The following is a 13,109-nucleotide window of genomic DNA, read 5'->3' as shown; positions in this document are numbered from 1 at the left end:
CGCGCCCGCACCGTTCCTAGGTCTTTCACAGGCTCCGTCCCGGTGCCCTCCCAGGGTCGGTGGGTTACATAGTTCCTGCCGCCGGACGGAGCGGGCAGCGAGGGTTGGGGAACCCGACGACCTGCCGGTCTCCGAGAGCCGCACGGGTCCTAGGGAGCCCGGACGGCTCGCTCCGGCGAAGGAGGAGGCTCCTCCCGGGTCATGGGAAGCCCGGGGAACGCGAGCCCCTCGACGACGAAGGCCCTCGGGCCGGGAGAGACAACCCGGCCCGAGGGCCCGTCCTCGTTCTTGAGGCGGACAGCCTCAGGCAGGACCGAGCGCCCGGGCCCGTCACGCGCCCCAGCGCAGCGCCGCCGTCACCACCGGGCATGATGGGGCCCGTGAGCACGCAGCAGACCACGGGGGCCCCGACGTCGTCGGCCGCCTTCTGCCCGCTCCACGACGCCAGCGCGTGCCCCTCCTGCCCTCACATGGACCTGCCCCTGACCGACCAGCTCGAGCGCAAGCAGGCGCGCGTCGCCGGTCTCCTCGCCGACGGCGCGAACCCCGTGCGCGCGAGCGTGTGGGAGCCGCCGCAGCCCTCCGCTCCCGAGCGCTTCCGGAACAAGGCGAAGATGGCGGTCTCCGGCACGGTGGACGCGCCTGTCCTCGGCCTCGCCGACGCCCGCGGCCTCAGCGTCGACCTGCGCCGCTGCCCGCTCCGCGTCCCCGCCGTCGAGGCGGCCCTGCCCGTCCTCACCCGACTCATCACGGAGCTGCGCCTCACGCCCTACGACATCGCGGCCGACCGGGGCGAGCTCAAGCACGTCCTCGTCACCGCCTCCCCCGACGGCGAGCTCATGGTCCGTCTCGTGTGCCGCACCGCGGACCGCGTCCCCGACCTGCGTGCCGCGCTCCCCCGCCTCCGCGAGGAGCTGCCCGGGCTCGCCGTCATGAGCGTCAACGTGCAGCCCGTCCACCAGGCCGTCATCGAGGGCCCCGAGGAGATCGTCCTCGCGGACGCCTCCCTCGGGCTCGGGGACCGCCTGCTCATGCGCCTGTCCCTGCCCGAGACGGAGCACCGGCCGGCGCGCGAGCTGCCGCTGCTCCTGCCGACGCGCTCCTTCTTCCAGACGAACACGGCCGTCGCCGAGGCGCTCTACGCGACGGCGGCCGAGTGGTCGCACGACCTCACGGGCACTGGCGGCACCGCCAGCCGCCCGGCCGAGGTCTGGGACCTGTTCTGCGGGGTGGGCGGCTTCGGCCTCGCTCTCGCGGACCAGGGCCGACAGGTTCGCGGGGTCGAGGTGTCCGCTCCTGCGATCGACGGCGCCCGCGAGGCCGCACGGCTCATGGGGCTACGGCCTGGCGAGGTGGACTTCGCGGCGGGTGACGCACGCGTGCTCGACCCGGCCGCAGGTGTGGTCCGCGACCTGCTCGTCGTCAACCCGCCGCGGCGCGGGATCGGCGCCGACCTCGCCGGGCGTATCGAGGCCTCCGGCACGCCGCGGGTCCTGTACTCCTCGTGCAACCCGGTGAGCCTCGCGAAGGACCTCGCGCGCATGCCGTCCCTGCGGGTGCGTCGGGCACGCCTGTTCGACATGTTCCCGCACACGGATCACGCCGAGGTGCTCGTCGAGCTGGTGCACTGAGCGCCGGTCGATCGGCCCAGCCCGAAGCCGACGCCGCCCGTGCTCACGCGGCGCGGTGACGCCCCGTCCCGGCACCGGTGGGCGCCGTCGCCGTCTCAGAGCCCGACGGAGTCGAGCCAGTCGGAGATGACGCGCTGGCCGGCGGGGACGAGCTCCTCGCCGAGGCGGGCCGTGTCCTGGCGGATCGTGCGCGGGTCGATGCCGTTCCCGGTCAGCTCACCGACGTTGGCGATGAGCCAGCGCTCGATGAAAGCGGGATCGGCCTCGATGTGGAACTGGAGCCCGAGCGCCGAGGCCACGGTGAAGGCCTGGACGGGCGTCGTCGGGCTCGAGGCGAGCACCTGCGGCGTCGGGGCCGTGTCCGTGGGGGCCGGCAGGACGATGCGGTCGCCGTGCCAGTGGAGGACGGGCATGCCGTCGAGCGGCGCGAGCAGTCCCTCACGCCCTGCCACGCTGAGCGAGACCGGCGCCCAGCCGATCTCCGCCGCTCCGGCCTCCACTCCCCCACCGATCGCGGTGGCGATGACCTGGGCTCCGAGGCAGACGCCGAGGACCGGGCGCCCTAGGGCGAGACGGCGGCGCACCGCGGCGATCTCGTCGTCGAGGTACGGGTAGAGGTCCGTCTGGTCGACGCCGATCGGGCCGCCGAGGACGACGAGCAGCTCGACGTCGTCGCTGAGCCCCCCGGCTGAGGCGGGCGCCAGGTCAGCGGTGGAGCCGACGCCGGCGTCCCAGTAGGTGACGTCGAGACCGTGCTCGGCGATGGCGGGGGCGGCGAGTCCGAGGTCCTCGGAGCCGACGTGGCGGATCGCAAGGGCCCGCCGGGCGGGCGCGGGACTGGCGGGGCTGGCAGGGGACATGAGAAACCTCTCGTGGTCGTCGCCCTCAGGCTACGACCACGAGAGGTTTCCGGGAGCTGGCGGGCCGCTGAGCGGGCGTCAGGCCAGCTCGGCGAGTGCCTTGCGGACCTCGGCCAAGCGGGCGTCGATCTCCTCGGCCTCGTAGGGGATCTCGAGGTCGCGGATCGCGCCGGCCAGGTCGGCGAGGTCGCGCGCCTCGGTGAAGCCGTCGCGCACGAGCGAGCGGGCCGTGCGAACCGAGATCTCGTTCTCGGCGCCGGCCTCGGAGGCGGTGGCGAGGAGGTCGAGAAGCGGACGGTGCGTCACCGTGAGGGAGCGGGCGACGACGTCGAGCTCACCGCCGACGAGCTCGGCGCGTGCGCGGAAGAGGGCGAGCCGCTCGGAGAGCCAGCCGGCGCCGTCGTGCAGGGCGCTCACGAGCTCGCCGAGCGAGCCGACGGCGTCGTTGGCGGCGAGGTCGTCCTCGCCGTCGAGGACCTGGAGGGCGAAGAAGCCGGCCGCGAGGTTGTGGAGGCGGAGCAGGGCGATGGCGAAGCGGACGGAGTCGACGTCGCCGCGCAGCTCCTCGACCTGGCCGGCGAGGGGGCGCAGCTGCTCGAAGGACTCCAGGGCGAGGGCGTCGACCTCCTCGTAGCGGGCGCGGACGTCGTCGAGGAGCTCGCCCTGACCGGCGATCCGCTCGACGTCGCCGTCGACGCCCCGCAGGCTCTCGCGCAGCTGGCCGAGGCGGCCCGAGAGGGCGTCGATCTCCACGGCGCGCCTGCCGAGGAGGGTGACGAGGCGGCTGCACTCCTCGAGGAGGGAGACGAGGCCGGAGGTGGACTCCTGAATCCCCTTCATCTCTGCGAGCACGCGGGCCACGGGGCCCTCAGCGTCCGGCCGCTCGGGGATCCCCACACCGGCGGCGACGAGCGCCGCGACCTCGGCAGGCAGCGCCTGGCGCGTGAAGTCGACGGCGTCCTTGTAGCCGAGGGCACGCAGCTCCTCCAGGAGGGCCGCCTCCCCGGCTGCCGCGACCTCGCGACGGGTGGAGCCGGCGGCGGCGGACTGCTCCTCGACCTCGAGGACCCTGGCGTAGGCGGCCTCGATGGTGTCGCGCAGGGTGGTGTTCTGGGGCAGTGTGCGCACGGACAGGTAGCCGTCGCCGGACGGCACGATGGTCGCGAAGACCCGGTAGTAGCCGCCGTCCTTCGAGCGGTTCGTGATGTAGGCGCTGGCCGCCAGGCCGTCCTGGATGGCCTCCCAGATGGAGCGGTAGACGCCGGCGGGCATCGACGGGTGGCGCACGACGTTGTGGGCCCGCCCCACGAGGGAGCCTCGCGGGTAGCCGGACAGGCGCATGAAGGTCGAGTTGGCGCGGCGGATGCGGCCCTCGGCGTCAGTGGTGGAGAAGAAGAGCTCCTCCGCCTCGTAGGTGTGCTCCTCGCCGGGCAGGGCGGAGCCGCTCGGGGCGGTGGCGGGCGTGTCGGTCATGGTGGCCTTCCTGGACGACTGCGGTGGCGACGGGGCGGCGCGGCGGGCGGCGCGGGCGACGACGGCGGTGCCGCGGTCCGCTCCGACGAGCCCGCGGGAGTGCCCCGGCAGGACGTTGGACCTGCCCGGAAGGTTACTCGGTGTCACCCGCGCACGTGGGTCTCCGAGCATCCCCCGTCACCGATCGTGACCGTTAGGCTCGGGTGACGACCGCGGTCCGCCGGACCGCGCTGACCAGGCCCAGGAGAGCAGCCATGACCGTCGAGATCGTCACCCAGTCCAGCCCCGAGCTCGTCGAGGCGATGGGACGTCTCATCCCGCAGCTGTCGCGGACCGCGCCCGCGCTCACCGAGGAGCAGGTGCGCGACCTCGTCGCCCAGCCCGGCGTCTACCTCTTCGTCTTCCGCCCGAACAAGCCCGCGGAGGACGGCATCCACCACCCGATCCTCGGCATGCTCACCCTCGCGACCTTCACCATCCCGACGGGTCTGCGCGCCTGGGTCGAGGACGTCGTCGTCTCCTCCGAGGCCCGTGGCCAGGGAGCCGGGCGGGCCCTGGTCGAGGCCGCGGTGACGCACGCGCAGGAGCTCGGCGCCCGCACGGTCGACCTCACCTCCCGTCCGAGCCGCGAGGCCGCCAACCGCCTCTACCAGCGCGCCGGCTTCGAGCTGCGCGAGACCAACGTGTACCGCTTCTCCTGGAAGTGAGCCGCTGAGCGGACCGGACGCGAGGGAGCCCCGCCGGATCGTCTCCGGTGGGGCTCCCTCGTGCTCGACGTCGCCGGGCTCGGCTCGTCAGGGAGTCTCGGCGGGGTGACTCACGGAGCTCCCTTCGGCCGGCCCAACGCCCGCCCGGGCATCCTCTGCTCCGCTTCGCCCCCTGTGCGCCGGTTCTGTCCGTGTTTTCGCCGCGCACAGGGTGCGAGGCGCGGCGTCGGGCGGCAGCCAGGTCGTCTGGACGCGCTCAGTACCGCGTCAGCGTGAGGCCCACAGGAGCAGGTGCGGCGTGACCGAGGCGAGGTGCGGGACGACGACGAGCCCGGGGTCCGCCGGGAAGTGCTTCGGCCCGCCGATCTGGATGACGTACAGGCCGTTGGAGCGCGCCGAGGCCGCACCGGTCGCGGAGTCCTCGACGGCGACGCACTGCTTCGGCGACAGCTCGAGACGACGCATCGCCTCGGCGTAAGGGGCCGGGGTCGGCTTGCCGGACAGGCCGTCGTCGCCGGTGACGAGGGCGACGAAGACGTCGCCGAGCTCGTGGGCCACGGCGTCGACGATGGGCCGGGGCGACTGGGTGACGATCGCCTGGGCGAGCCCGAGCTCGGCCATGGCGGAGGTGATCTCCCGGGCCCCGGGGAGGATCGGCGGGTGGGCTCGGACGGCGGCCTCGACGTCGGCGGCCATGCCGGCGAAGACCTCGGCGGTGGCCGGGTCCTCGGGCGAGGCGGTGGCGCCGGTGGCGGCGATCAGCTCGCTCGTCCGACGGATGGAGGCGCCCTTGATGCCCTCGATCTGCTCGAAGGTGACGGTGCCGCCGAGTGCCTCGCAGCGGCGGACGAACGCCTCGTCCCAGAAGGGCTGCGAGTCCATGAGGGTGCCGTCCATGTCCCACAGGACGGCGCGGACGACCTGCCCGTCCGGGGTCGGGCCGGAGGGCAGGGAGACGGCAGGCCCCTTCGTGCTCACTTCGAGCCACCGGCCCGGCGCGCGGAACGGGCCTGCTTCTTCGCGGCGCGGTGCTCGTTGCGGCTCTGCTGGTCCACAGCCCAGGCGACGCGGCCCTGGAGCCAGTCCCGGGTCTGGGAGGTGAGCATCTTGTTGGACTCGAGCAGGCCGCCGGCGCGCAGGCGCGTGAACTCGAGGTACTCGGGGTCGCGGGTGCGCTTGTACCGGTCACCCGCCTCGACGATCTCCGTGGCGGCCGCGGCCACCTGCCGCTCGACGGACTGGCGCACGAGCAGGAGGACGAGCGCGAGGACGAGGCACACGATCGAGCCGTAGCCCTTGGTGAGGGGGTAGAGGACCGCGGCGAGGACGGACAGGACCATGGCCGGTCCCATCATCCCGAAGGTGTAGCCGTCGGGCTTGTCGCTGTAGCCGTGGAACCACTGGTCGATCTTGGTGCGGCCGTCGGGGTCTCCCCCGCGGAACCACTCGCGGACGCGATCAGCGGCACCCGGGCGGGTGACGTCGTCGGGGGTGGGCTCGGTGCTGCGTGCCATCAGCGGGTCTCCGTGTCGATCGGGGTGTCGATGGGGGTGTCGGTAGGAGCGCCGGCTGGTGCCGGCGTGGCAGGGGCGCCGTCGAGGGTGGCGTCGATGAGCTCGGCGATGGAGCCGACGGTGCGCTCGCAGACGGCGGTGACGTCGTCGGGCGACCAGGGGAGGGCGACGGCGTGGTCGGCGACGAGGTGCATCGGGACGTCGTTCCACGAGTCGCCGATGGTCCAGGTCTCGATCGTCTCCCCGGCGCGGGGGCCGTCCTCGGCGGTGAGGCGGGCGACGAGGTCGAGTAGGCCCGAGCCCTTCGTGCAGCCGGAGGGGACGATGTCGAGGAACTCCTGGTTGCGGATGACCTCGACCTGGTTGCCCCATCGTGCGGTCACGTCGGCGACGATCGTGTCGCGGACGTCGTCGTCTCGCACGCGCATGGGTACGCCGATGAAGCGGTGCTCGTGCATCTCGTCGATCGCGAGGGGCTCGAAGACCTGGAGAATCGGGGAGACCTCGTTGTAGGTGTCGGAGAGGACGTAGTCCTTCTCGATAGTCGTGGCGAAGACGGTGAGGCCGTCGTGCACCTGGAGGGACTCGACGATGTCGTGTGCGACGCCGTCGGGCAGGTGGCGCTCCGAGATGACGCGGTAGTCGCCGTCGGTGAGGACCGCGCCGGTGAAGGTGATGGCGTGGTCGAACTCGACGCCCTCGGGCTCGAGCGTGTCCCGCGTGGCGAAGACGGACTTGCCGGAGCAGATGGCGAGCAGGTTGCCGGCCTCGCGCCAGCGGCGCATCGCCTCCAGGTCCTGAGCGGAGACCCGTCGGTCGAAGAGGATCGTCCCGTCGAGGTCGGTGGCCAGGAGCGCTGTCATGCGGGTCCTTCCGGTTGAGGTGGTGCGTGGCGCCGGGCGCCCTCAGGGTAGGCGCCCGCGGCAGGTGGTCGCGAGGACGCCCGGGCAGGCGACGGGGCCGTCGGGAGGTGTCCCGACGGCCCCGTCCGACCTGCGGCGGCCGCTCAGAGGCTCGGCCGTGGCGGTGCGTCCCGGTGCTCCGGGGCGTGGTCAGCCGGTCGGCTCAGAGGCCGAGCCAGCCCGTCCAGGCGCCGAGGATGCCGATGACGAACATGCCGAGGATGATCCACAGCGGGTTCACCTTCTTGTTGAGCAGCCACATGCACAGGAAGGTCAGGCCCAGGGCCGCGCAGGCCGGGAGCAGGTTGTCCAGGATGTTCTGGACGGTGGTGACGGTCTTGGTGCCGTCGTCAGCGGTGACCGTCGAGACCACGCCGGGGAACTTGATGTTCGTCCACTTGGCCACGAGGGACCCCATGACGAACAGACCGGTGATCGAGGCGATCTGTGTGATGCGCTTGAGCTGGCCGCCACCGACCTCGGCGACCATGTCGGTACCGCGCTCGTAGCCCCAGCGCAGGCCGTACCAGCGCATGAGGATGCGGATGATGTTGATCCCGAAGAAGTAGATGATCGGGCCGAGCCAGGAGCCGGTCAGCGCGAGGGACGCGCCGAGGGCGCCGAGGACCGGGCGGGCGGTGCCCCAGAAGATCGGGTCGCCGACGCCGGCGAGCGGGCCCATGAGGCCGACCTTGACGGCCGTGATGGCGTCCTCACCCATCTCGTCGCCCTTGGACTTCTTCTCCTCCATGGCGGCGGTGACGCCGAAGACGACGGAGGAGACCCACGGGTGGGTGTTGTAGAACTCGAGGTGGCGCTTAAGGGCGGCCGCCTGCTCGGTCTTGTCGTTCGGGTAGAACTTCTTGATCGCGGGCATGAGGGTGAGGCAGAAGCCGATCGCCTGCATGCGCTCGAAGTTGAAGGAGCCCAGGAGGAAGGTGGAGCGCCAGTACATGCTCCGCAGGTCCTTCGTGGTGAGCATGCGCTCCGGGGCGGCCTCGGTGGTCTCGGTGGCCTGAGTCTCAACTGCAGTGGACATTGGTGTTCTTCCTTCCAGCGCTCAGTCGAGCTCGTCGTCGAGGTCGTCGTCCAGGTCCGCGCCGCCGGCGGTGACGCCAGCGGGTGCCCCCGCGTAGGCGGCCACCTGCGGCTTGGGCTGGAACTCCGGGTTGAGCTGGACGTAGATGAGGGCGAAGCAGACCGCCAGGATGCCCAGGGCGACCAGCGTGATGCCGGCGTTGAGGGTCGTCGCGAACTCGGCGACGACGAAGCCGATGAAGAAGAAGGGCAGCAGCTTGCGGGCCTTCATCATGTTGATGACCATCGCGTAACCGACGACGACGATGAAGCCACCGGCGATCTGGAGGCCTTGGGTGATCGTCGGCGGGATGGCCTCGAGGGCGGTCTTCACGGAGTCGCCGGAGGCGAGGGCCGCGACGATGGCGGTCGGGATGGCGACGCGCAGACCCTGGAGGCTCAGGGCGATGAAGTGCATCCAGGTGATGCCGCGGAAGTTGGCCTTCTCGGCGAAGGCGTCCGCCTGGTGCGCGAAGAACACGTTGACGGTGCGGACGAAGATGGTGAGGGCCTGGCCGGCGACGGCGAGCGGGACGGCCACGGCGATGGCCTCCTTGGTGCTCTGGCCGCCCGCGATCACGATGACCGTGGAGACGGTGGAGGCGAGGGCGGCGTCAGGGGCCATGGCGGCGCCGACGTTCATCCAGCCGAGGGCCAGCAGCTCGAGGGAGCCGCCGATCATGATGCCGGTGGTGGGGTCGCCCAGGACCAGACCGGTGAGGGTGCAGGCCACGAGGGGGCGGTAGAACATGCGCTCGTCCAGGACGGAGTCGCAACCGGCGAGGAACGCCACGAGGGTCACGAGGATGATCTGGACCGCACTGATGTCATGCATGGGAGTGCTTTCTTCTCAGTGTTTTCGGGAGGAGAGACGGGAGGGGCTCTGGGGCCGGTTCGCCGTGTTCAGGACAGGAAGCCCTTGGACTTGAGGGCGCCCATGAGCTCGGCCGAGCCCGTGGAGGGAACCTGCTGGATGTACTGCTTGACGCCGCGGGAGTCGATCTCCTTGAAGTCCTCCACGTCCTTGTCCGAGACGTAGACGGCCTGAGAGAGGGCCTTGGTGCCCTGCTTGAAGGTCATGCCGCCGACGTTGACGGAGTCGACCTTGATACCGAGGTCGAGGAGTCGGATGACGTCAGCCGGGGTCTCGACGACGAGGATGGTCTTGAGGTCCGCGTACTTGGGGTTGTTGTAGACACGGGCGGCCTTCTCGACGCCGATGACGTTGACCTTGACCTTGCCGCCGCCCGTCTGGAGCATGAGCGTCTTGCGCAACTCGTCGTTGGCGGCGCCGTCGGACACGGCGATGATGCGCTCGGCACCGAGGGAGCCGGCCCAGTTGTTGGCGACCTGGCCGTGGACCAGGCGGGAATCGATACGCAGGAGCTTGATGTCCATCAGAGCTCGTCTCCTTCGTCGTCGGAGTCATCGGTGGGGGTGGGGGTGAAGATGTCGGAAAGGACCTTGACGCCGTTGGAGCCGGCGGACCTGGCGACCTCGACGAGCTCGGCGAGGTCCGCGCCGACCATGCGGCGGCCGAGTACCTCGATGAGCATCGGGAGGTTCACTCCGGTGACGACGTCGGCGTCGTCACGCTCCGCGGCGAATCGCGCCGCGGCGTTGTAGGGGCTGCCACCGAGGAGGTCCACGAGGAGGAGGTACTGGTCGCTGGGCGACCCCTCGACGGCGGCGGCGTACTTGGCGAGGAGGTCGTCCGGACCCTCCGACTGCTCGAAGGTGACGGGGACGAGGTCCTCCTGGGGGCCGGCGATCATGGCCGACGAGGCGACGAGCCCCTCCGCCAGACGGCCGTGGGCTGCGACGATCACAGCGACCATGTGTGCTCCTTTGCTGATCGGCCCCGTGGGAGCGGGACCGCGGTTGCGTGGTGAAGACGTTAATCGTGTAACTCGTTGCAAGGACCTACCTTGGTCCCACGTCGTTAAACGATTGACGTCGCGCGGCTCACACAGTACACGGTGAACGGGCTCACGTCACGTTCGGGTTTCGACAGACGGACCGCGTGCGGATCTGCCCCGCTGGCACGCGCCCTCCAGCCCGGCTCGCACCCTGTGCGCGCCCTCGACACGCACCGACAGCACGCACAGGAGGAGAAGCGGCGCAGCGGGTGCGATTGCGAGCGACGGACCTCACCCTCCGTGAGAGCCGAGCCAGAGCGGGGCAAGGTCGTGGCACGAGCGAGCGATCGACCCACCGGTCTCCACGGATCGTCCCGCGCACCCCGCGGCGTCTACGCCAGGAGCGCCGAGTGGGTGCGGCTGCCCGCGGGGAAACGTCATCTCGTCATCGCCCGCGCCGCCACGATGACGGCACCGCCAGGGAGCGAGCGCGTCCTCGTGCGCGAGTCCGCCGCCGTCGTCCAGGGGATCCCGATGGTCGGCTCCCTGCCACGGCGCGCGCAGGTCGCGATCCCCGGCTCACCGCGGGGCCGCGTCTGCCGGTCGACGACGACGCACTCCGCCCCGGCCGGCCTCGACGTCCGATCGATTCAGGGCACCCTGACGACCTCACCCGCGCAGACCGTCGTCGACCTCGCGTGCACGCGCACATTCCGGTCGGGCCTCGTCTCAGCAGACGTGGTCCTCGCCAGCGGCTCCGCCACCCTGGAGGAGATGATCGAGATCGTGGAGCGTCACCCCGGTCGCCCCCGGGATCAGGCGCGCCCGCCAGGTCCTCACGTACGCCGAGGGCGCCTCGGAGTCCCCCGCGGAGTCATTGAGCCGGGCCGTCATGATCGAGCACAGGCTCCCGCTGCCCGTCATCCAGTACGAGGCCCGCGAGAGCGACCGAGTCCACGTCGCCCGCGTCGACTTCTACTGGCCGGAGCTCAGGCGGGTGGGAGAGATCGACGGCAAGATCAAGCTCGAGGAGCCGTTGGCGGAATCTGATCCGGCGAGCCGCGCGGCCGCACTCGTCCAGCGCGACTCCCGCCTCGCCCACGCGCTCGGGCACCTACCGACCCACTGGACCTGGGACGACGCCTACCACGAGGAGGAGATGCTGCGTCGGCTGGCGCTCGGAGGTATTGAGCCGCAGCCGCGTCTCCCTCAGCCTCCGAACAGGATCCGAGCCTGAGGGGCAGCCTCACGCCCGCAGGTTGTCACAAGGCAAGGCACAGCAGAGGGTGCGAGGCCGAGCGCAGGGCAGCCCTCCGCACCGCACCGACAACGCGGCAGAGGGTGCCAAGCCCAGCGAGCAGGGCGCTCACCTCACACGCGTCTCAGCCGCGATCCGTCAGGAGGCTCTCAATGAACGCGGCGACACTCGGCGTCGTCGTGCCACCAGCGGCGGCGACGACGTCGTCCGGGGAGCCCGCCATGGCGCAGGGCCGGTCGACGACCTCGAACATGGGCACGTCGTTCCACGAGTCGCCGACGGCGGCGGTGAGCTCGAGGCTGGTCCCCGACTCCACCAGGAGCGCCTCGAGGACCCGCAGCGCATCCCCCTTGGTGCGTCCGGCGGCGATGACGTCGAAGAATCCGTGAGAGCGGATCGCGTCGATCCGCCCCTCCCCCGTGCCGGCGACCTGTGCGGCGAGGGCGTCGGCGAGATCCGGGTCGAGAACGCGCACGGGCATGTGCGTGACGTCGTGCTCGAGGAGCGCCTCGAGGTCGATCGGCTTGAAGTGGTTCGGGATCCCCGCCTCCTTCGACCCTGTGAGTCCCAGGGCGTCATGGAGGATGTAGTCGCCGTCGAGCGTGGTGGCGAGGATGTCGCAGTCGTCGCGCTCGGCGAGGAGCTCCGTGACGGTGCGTACGACGTCCGCGGGCAGCGGGTGGGTGCGCAGCACGGTGCCGGCACCGTCGAGGAGCGTCGTGCCGGACGCGCAGACGATGTAGTCGGCCTCGACGGGGACGCCGGCAGCCTCGCTGGCGTCGGCGAGCGCGAGCCGGGCGAGGCTCACGGACCGGCCCGTGGCGACGGCGAGGACGTTCCCGGCCTCGCGCCAGCGGATGACGGCCTCGGCGTCCTCCCGGGTGACGGTGCGGCGGCGGACGAGCGTGCCGTCGAGGTCGGTGGCGAGGAGTCGGGTCACGCGAGCTCTCCGGGACGGGACGGCCAGGTCATGACGCCGTCGGCGTCGCGCCACGTGGCGGCGTGGTCGGGGTCCGCCTCCGCGGAGAGGACCCAGTCGACGACGGCGGCGACGGACGGGGTCGTGCACTCGCACACGTCGACGACCTCAGGCGGCGCGGAGGCCATGGCGACGGGGTGGTCGGCGAGCTCGTGCATGGGGATGTCGTTCCAGGAGTCGCCGACGGTCCAGGTCTCAACGGTCTCTCCCGCGTAGGGGCCGTCGGGCGCCGTGAGCTCGGAGACGAGCTCCGTGAGACCGAGGCCCTTGGAGACGCCGGCGGGGACGAGGTCGTAGAAGTCCTGGTTGCGGAATCCGGTGACGGCACCGCCCCAGCGCTGCTCCACGCCGTCGCGGATCCGCTCGAAGGCGGGACCGTCGGCGACGCGCAGCGGCACGCCGATGACGCTGCGGCCGGCGAGGTCGGCGGTCGTTCCCGGGGTGAAGAGGGTGAGGAGCCCGGTGCCGGAGCCGATCGAGTCGTAGAGCTGGAGGTCGCCGTCGAGGGTGGTGGTGAAGACGGTGACACCGGGGGCGTCGTCGACGAGCTCGAGGACTCCGTCGGGGACGCCGTCGGGCATCCCGGTGACGTGGAGGACCTCGTAGTCGCCGTCGGTGAGGACGGCGCCGGAGTAGAGGACGGCGTAGTCGAACTCGAGGCCGGAGGGGTCGAGGGCGGAGTGGAGGGCCGCGACGGAGCGCCCGGTGTTCATGACGAGGAGGTGGCCGGCCTCACGCCATCGGCGCATGGCGGCGAGGTCCTCGTCGCGGACGCGGCCGTCGAAGAGGATGGTGCCGTCGAGGTCGGTGGACAGGATCTTGCGGGTCACGTGAGTCCTTCGGTGGGTC

General features: G+C 71.5%; 14 protein-coding genes. 3 read left to right on the top strand and 11 right to left on the bottom strand.

Translation table 11 applies throughout. The features are described 5' to 3' along the window. The first annotated feature begins 470 nt into the window (after window positions 1-470). Window positions 471-1,631 (top strand): methyltransferase domain-containing protein, encoded by a 1,161-nt coding sequence (locus IXW69_RS08155; RefSeq protein ID WP_194785889.1) that lies wholly within the window; start codon window positions 471-473, stop codon window positions 1,629-1,631. A gap of 95 nt (window positions 1,632-1,726) precedes the next feature. On the opposite strand, the gene IXW69_RS08150 is transcribed toward IXW69_RS08155, so the two are convergent. After that, complete coding sequence (locus tag IXW69_RS08150) at window positions 1,727-2,491, bottom strand: glutamine amidotransferase-related protein (protein ID WP_194785849.1); 765 nt, start codon at window positions 2,489-2,491, stop codon at window positions 1,727-1,729. A 78-nt stretch (window positions 2,492-2,569) separates the two neighbouring features. Next, a complete protein-coding gene (locus tag IXW69_RS08145; protein ID WP_194785848.1) occupies window positions 2,570-3,964 on the bottom strand; it encodes a PAS domain-containing protein in 1,395 nt (464 codons plus the stop codon). A 254-nt stretch (window positions 3,965-4,218) separates the two neighbouring features. Between IXW69_RS08145 and IXW69_RS08140 the strand changes: the two genes are divergently transcribed. Further along, window positions 4,219-4,671 carry a GNAT family N-acetyltransferase gene (locus IXW69_RS08140; protein ID WP_194785847.1) on the top strand — a complete coding sequence of 151 codons (453 nt, stop codon included), beginning with the start codon at window positions 4,219-4,221 and terminating at the stop codon, window positions 4,669-4,671. Between the two features lie 267 nt (window positions 4,672-4,938). Here the strand turns inward: IXW69_RS08140 and IXW69_RS08135 are convergent, their stop codons facing one another. The 7 genes from IXW69_RS08135 to IXW69_RS08105 all read right to left on the bottom strand — a co-directional run bounded on the left by IXW69_RS08135 (window position 4,939) and on the right by IXW69_RS08105 (window position 10,002). Then, the gene (locus tag IXW69_RS08135; protein ID WP_194785888.1) at window positions 4,939-5,622 is read right to left on the bottom strand and encodes an HAD family hydrolase; all 684 of its coding nucleotides are present in this window, start codon (window positions 5,620-5,622) and stop codon (window positions 4,939-4,941) included. A 23-nt stretch (window positions 5,623-5,645) separates the two neighbouring features. Then, window positions 5,646-6,185 carry a hypothetical protein gene (locus IXW69_RS08130; RefSeq protein ID WP_194785846.1) on the bottom strand — a complete coding sequence of 180 codons (540 nt, stop codon included), beginning with the start codon at window positions 6,183-6,185 and terminating at the stop codon, window positions 5,646-5,648. Further along, window positions 6,185-7,048, bottom strand: coding sequence for an HAD-IIB family hydrolase (locus IXW69_RS08125; RefSeq protein ID WP_194785845.1), 864 nt, complete (start codon window positions 7,046-7,048; stop codon window positions 6,185-6,187). Before IXW69_RS08125 ends, IXW69_RS08130 begins: the two co-directional genes overlap by 1 nt. 202 nt (window positions 7,049-7,250) lie before the next feature. Beyond that, window positions 7,251-8,126, bottom strand: a complete 876-nt coding sequence (locus IXW69_RS08120) for a PTS system mannose/fructose/sorbose family transporter subunit IID (protein WP_194785844.1) — start codon at window positions 8,124-8,126, stop codon at window positions 7,251-7,253. Between the two features lie 21 nt (window positions 8,127-8,147). After that, window positions 8,148-8,999, bottom strand: a complete 852-nt coding sequence (locus IXW69_RS08115) for a PTS mannose/fructose/sorbose transporter subunit IIC (RefSeq protein WP_194785843.1) — start codon at window positions 8,997-8,999, stop codon at window positions 8,148-8,150. 68 nt (window positions 9,000-9,067) lie between these two features. Then, window positions 9,068-9,562: a PTS system mannose/fructose/N-acetylgalactosamine-transporter subunit IIB gene (locus tag IXW69_RS08110; protein WP_194785842.1), complete on the bottom strand. Its 495-nt coding sequence runs from the start codon at window positions 9,560-9,562 to the stop codon at window positions 9,068-9,070. Continuing rightward, a complete protein-coding gene (locus IXW69_RS08105; RefSeq protein WP_194785841.1) occupies window positions 9,562-10,002 on the bottom strand; it encodes a PTS sugar transporter subunit IIA in 441 nt (146 codons plus the stop codon). Before IXW69_RS08105 ends, IXW69_RS08110 begins: the two co-directional genes overlap by 1 nt. A 913-nt stretch (window positions 10,003-10,915) precedes the next feature. On the opposite strand from IXW69_RS08105, the gene IXW69_RS08100 reads away from it, so the two are divergent. Continuing rightward, entirely contained in the window at window positions 10,916-11,260 is a 345-nt protein-coding gene (locus tag IXW69_RS08100) for a hypothetical protein (RefSeq protein WP_194785840.1), read from the top strand. Window positions 11,261-11,405: 145 nt separating this feature from the next. Here IXW69_RS08100 and IXW69_RS08095 read toward each other — a convergent pair whose 3' ends face one another. Together IXW69_RS08095 and IXW69_RS08090 are read right to left on the bottom strand one after the other, a co-directional pair. Continuing rightward, entirely contained in the window at window positions 11,406-12,221 is an 816-nt protein-coding gene (locus IXW69_RS08095; RefSeq protein WP_194785839.1) for an HAD-IIB family hydrolase, read from the bottom strand. Beyond that, entirely contained in the window at window positions 12,218-13,090 is an 873-nt protein-coding gene (locus tag IXW69_RS08090; protein ID WP_194785838.1) for an HAD family hydrolase, read from the bottom strand. Before IXW69_RS08090 ends, IXW69_RS08095 begins: the two co-directional genes overlap by 4 nt. Between the last annotated feature and the right edge of the window lie 19 nt (window positions 13,091-13,109).

This window comes from Actinomyces haliotis (assembly GCF_015355765.1).
Lineage (GTDB): Bacteria > Actinomycetota > Actinomycetes > Actinomycetales > Actinomycetaceae > Actinomyces > Actinomyces haliotis.
Note: the sequence above shows the minus strand (reverse complement) of the source record. Positions and strands in the feature narration are given on the sequence as shown.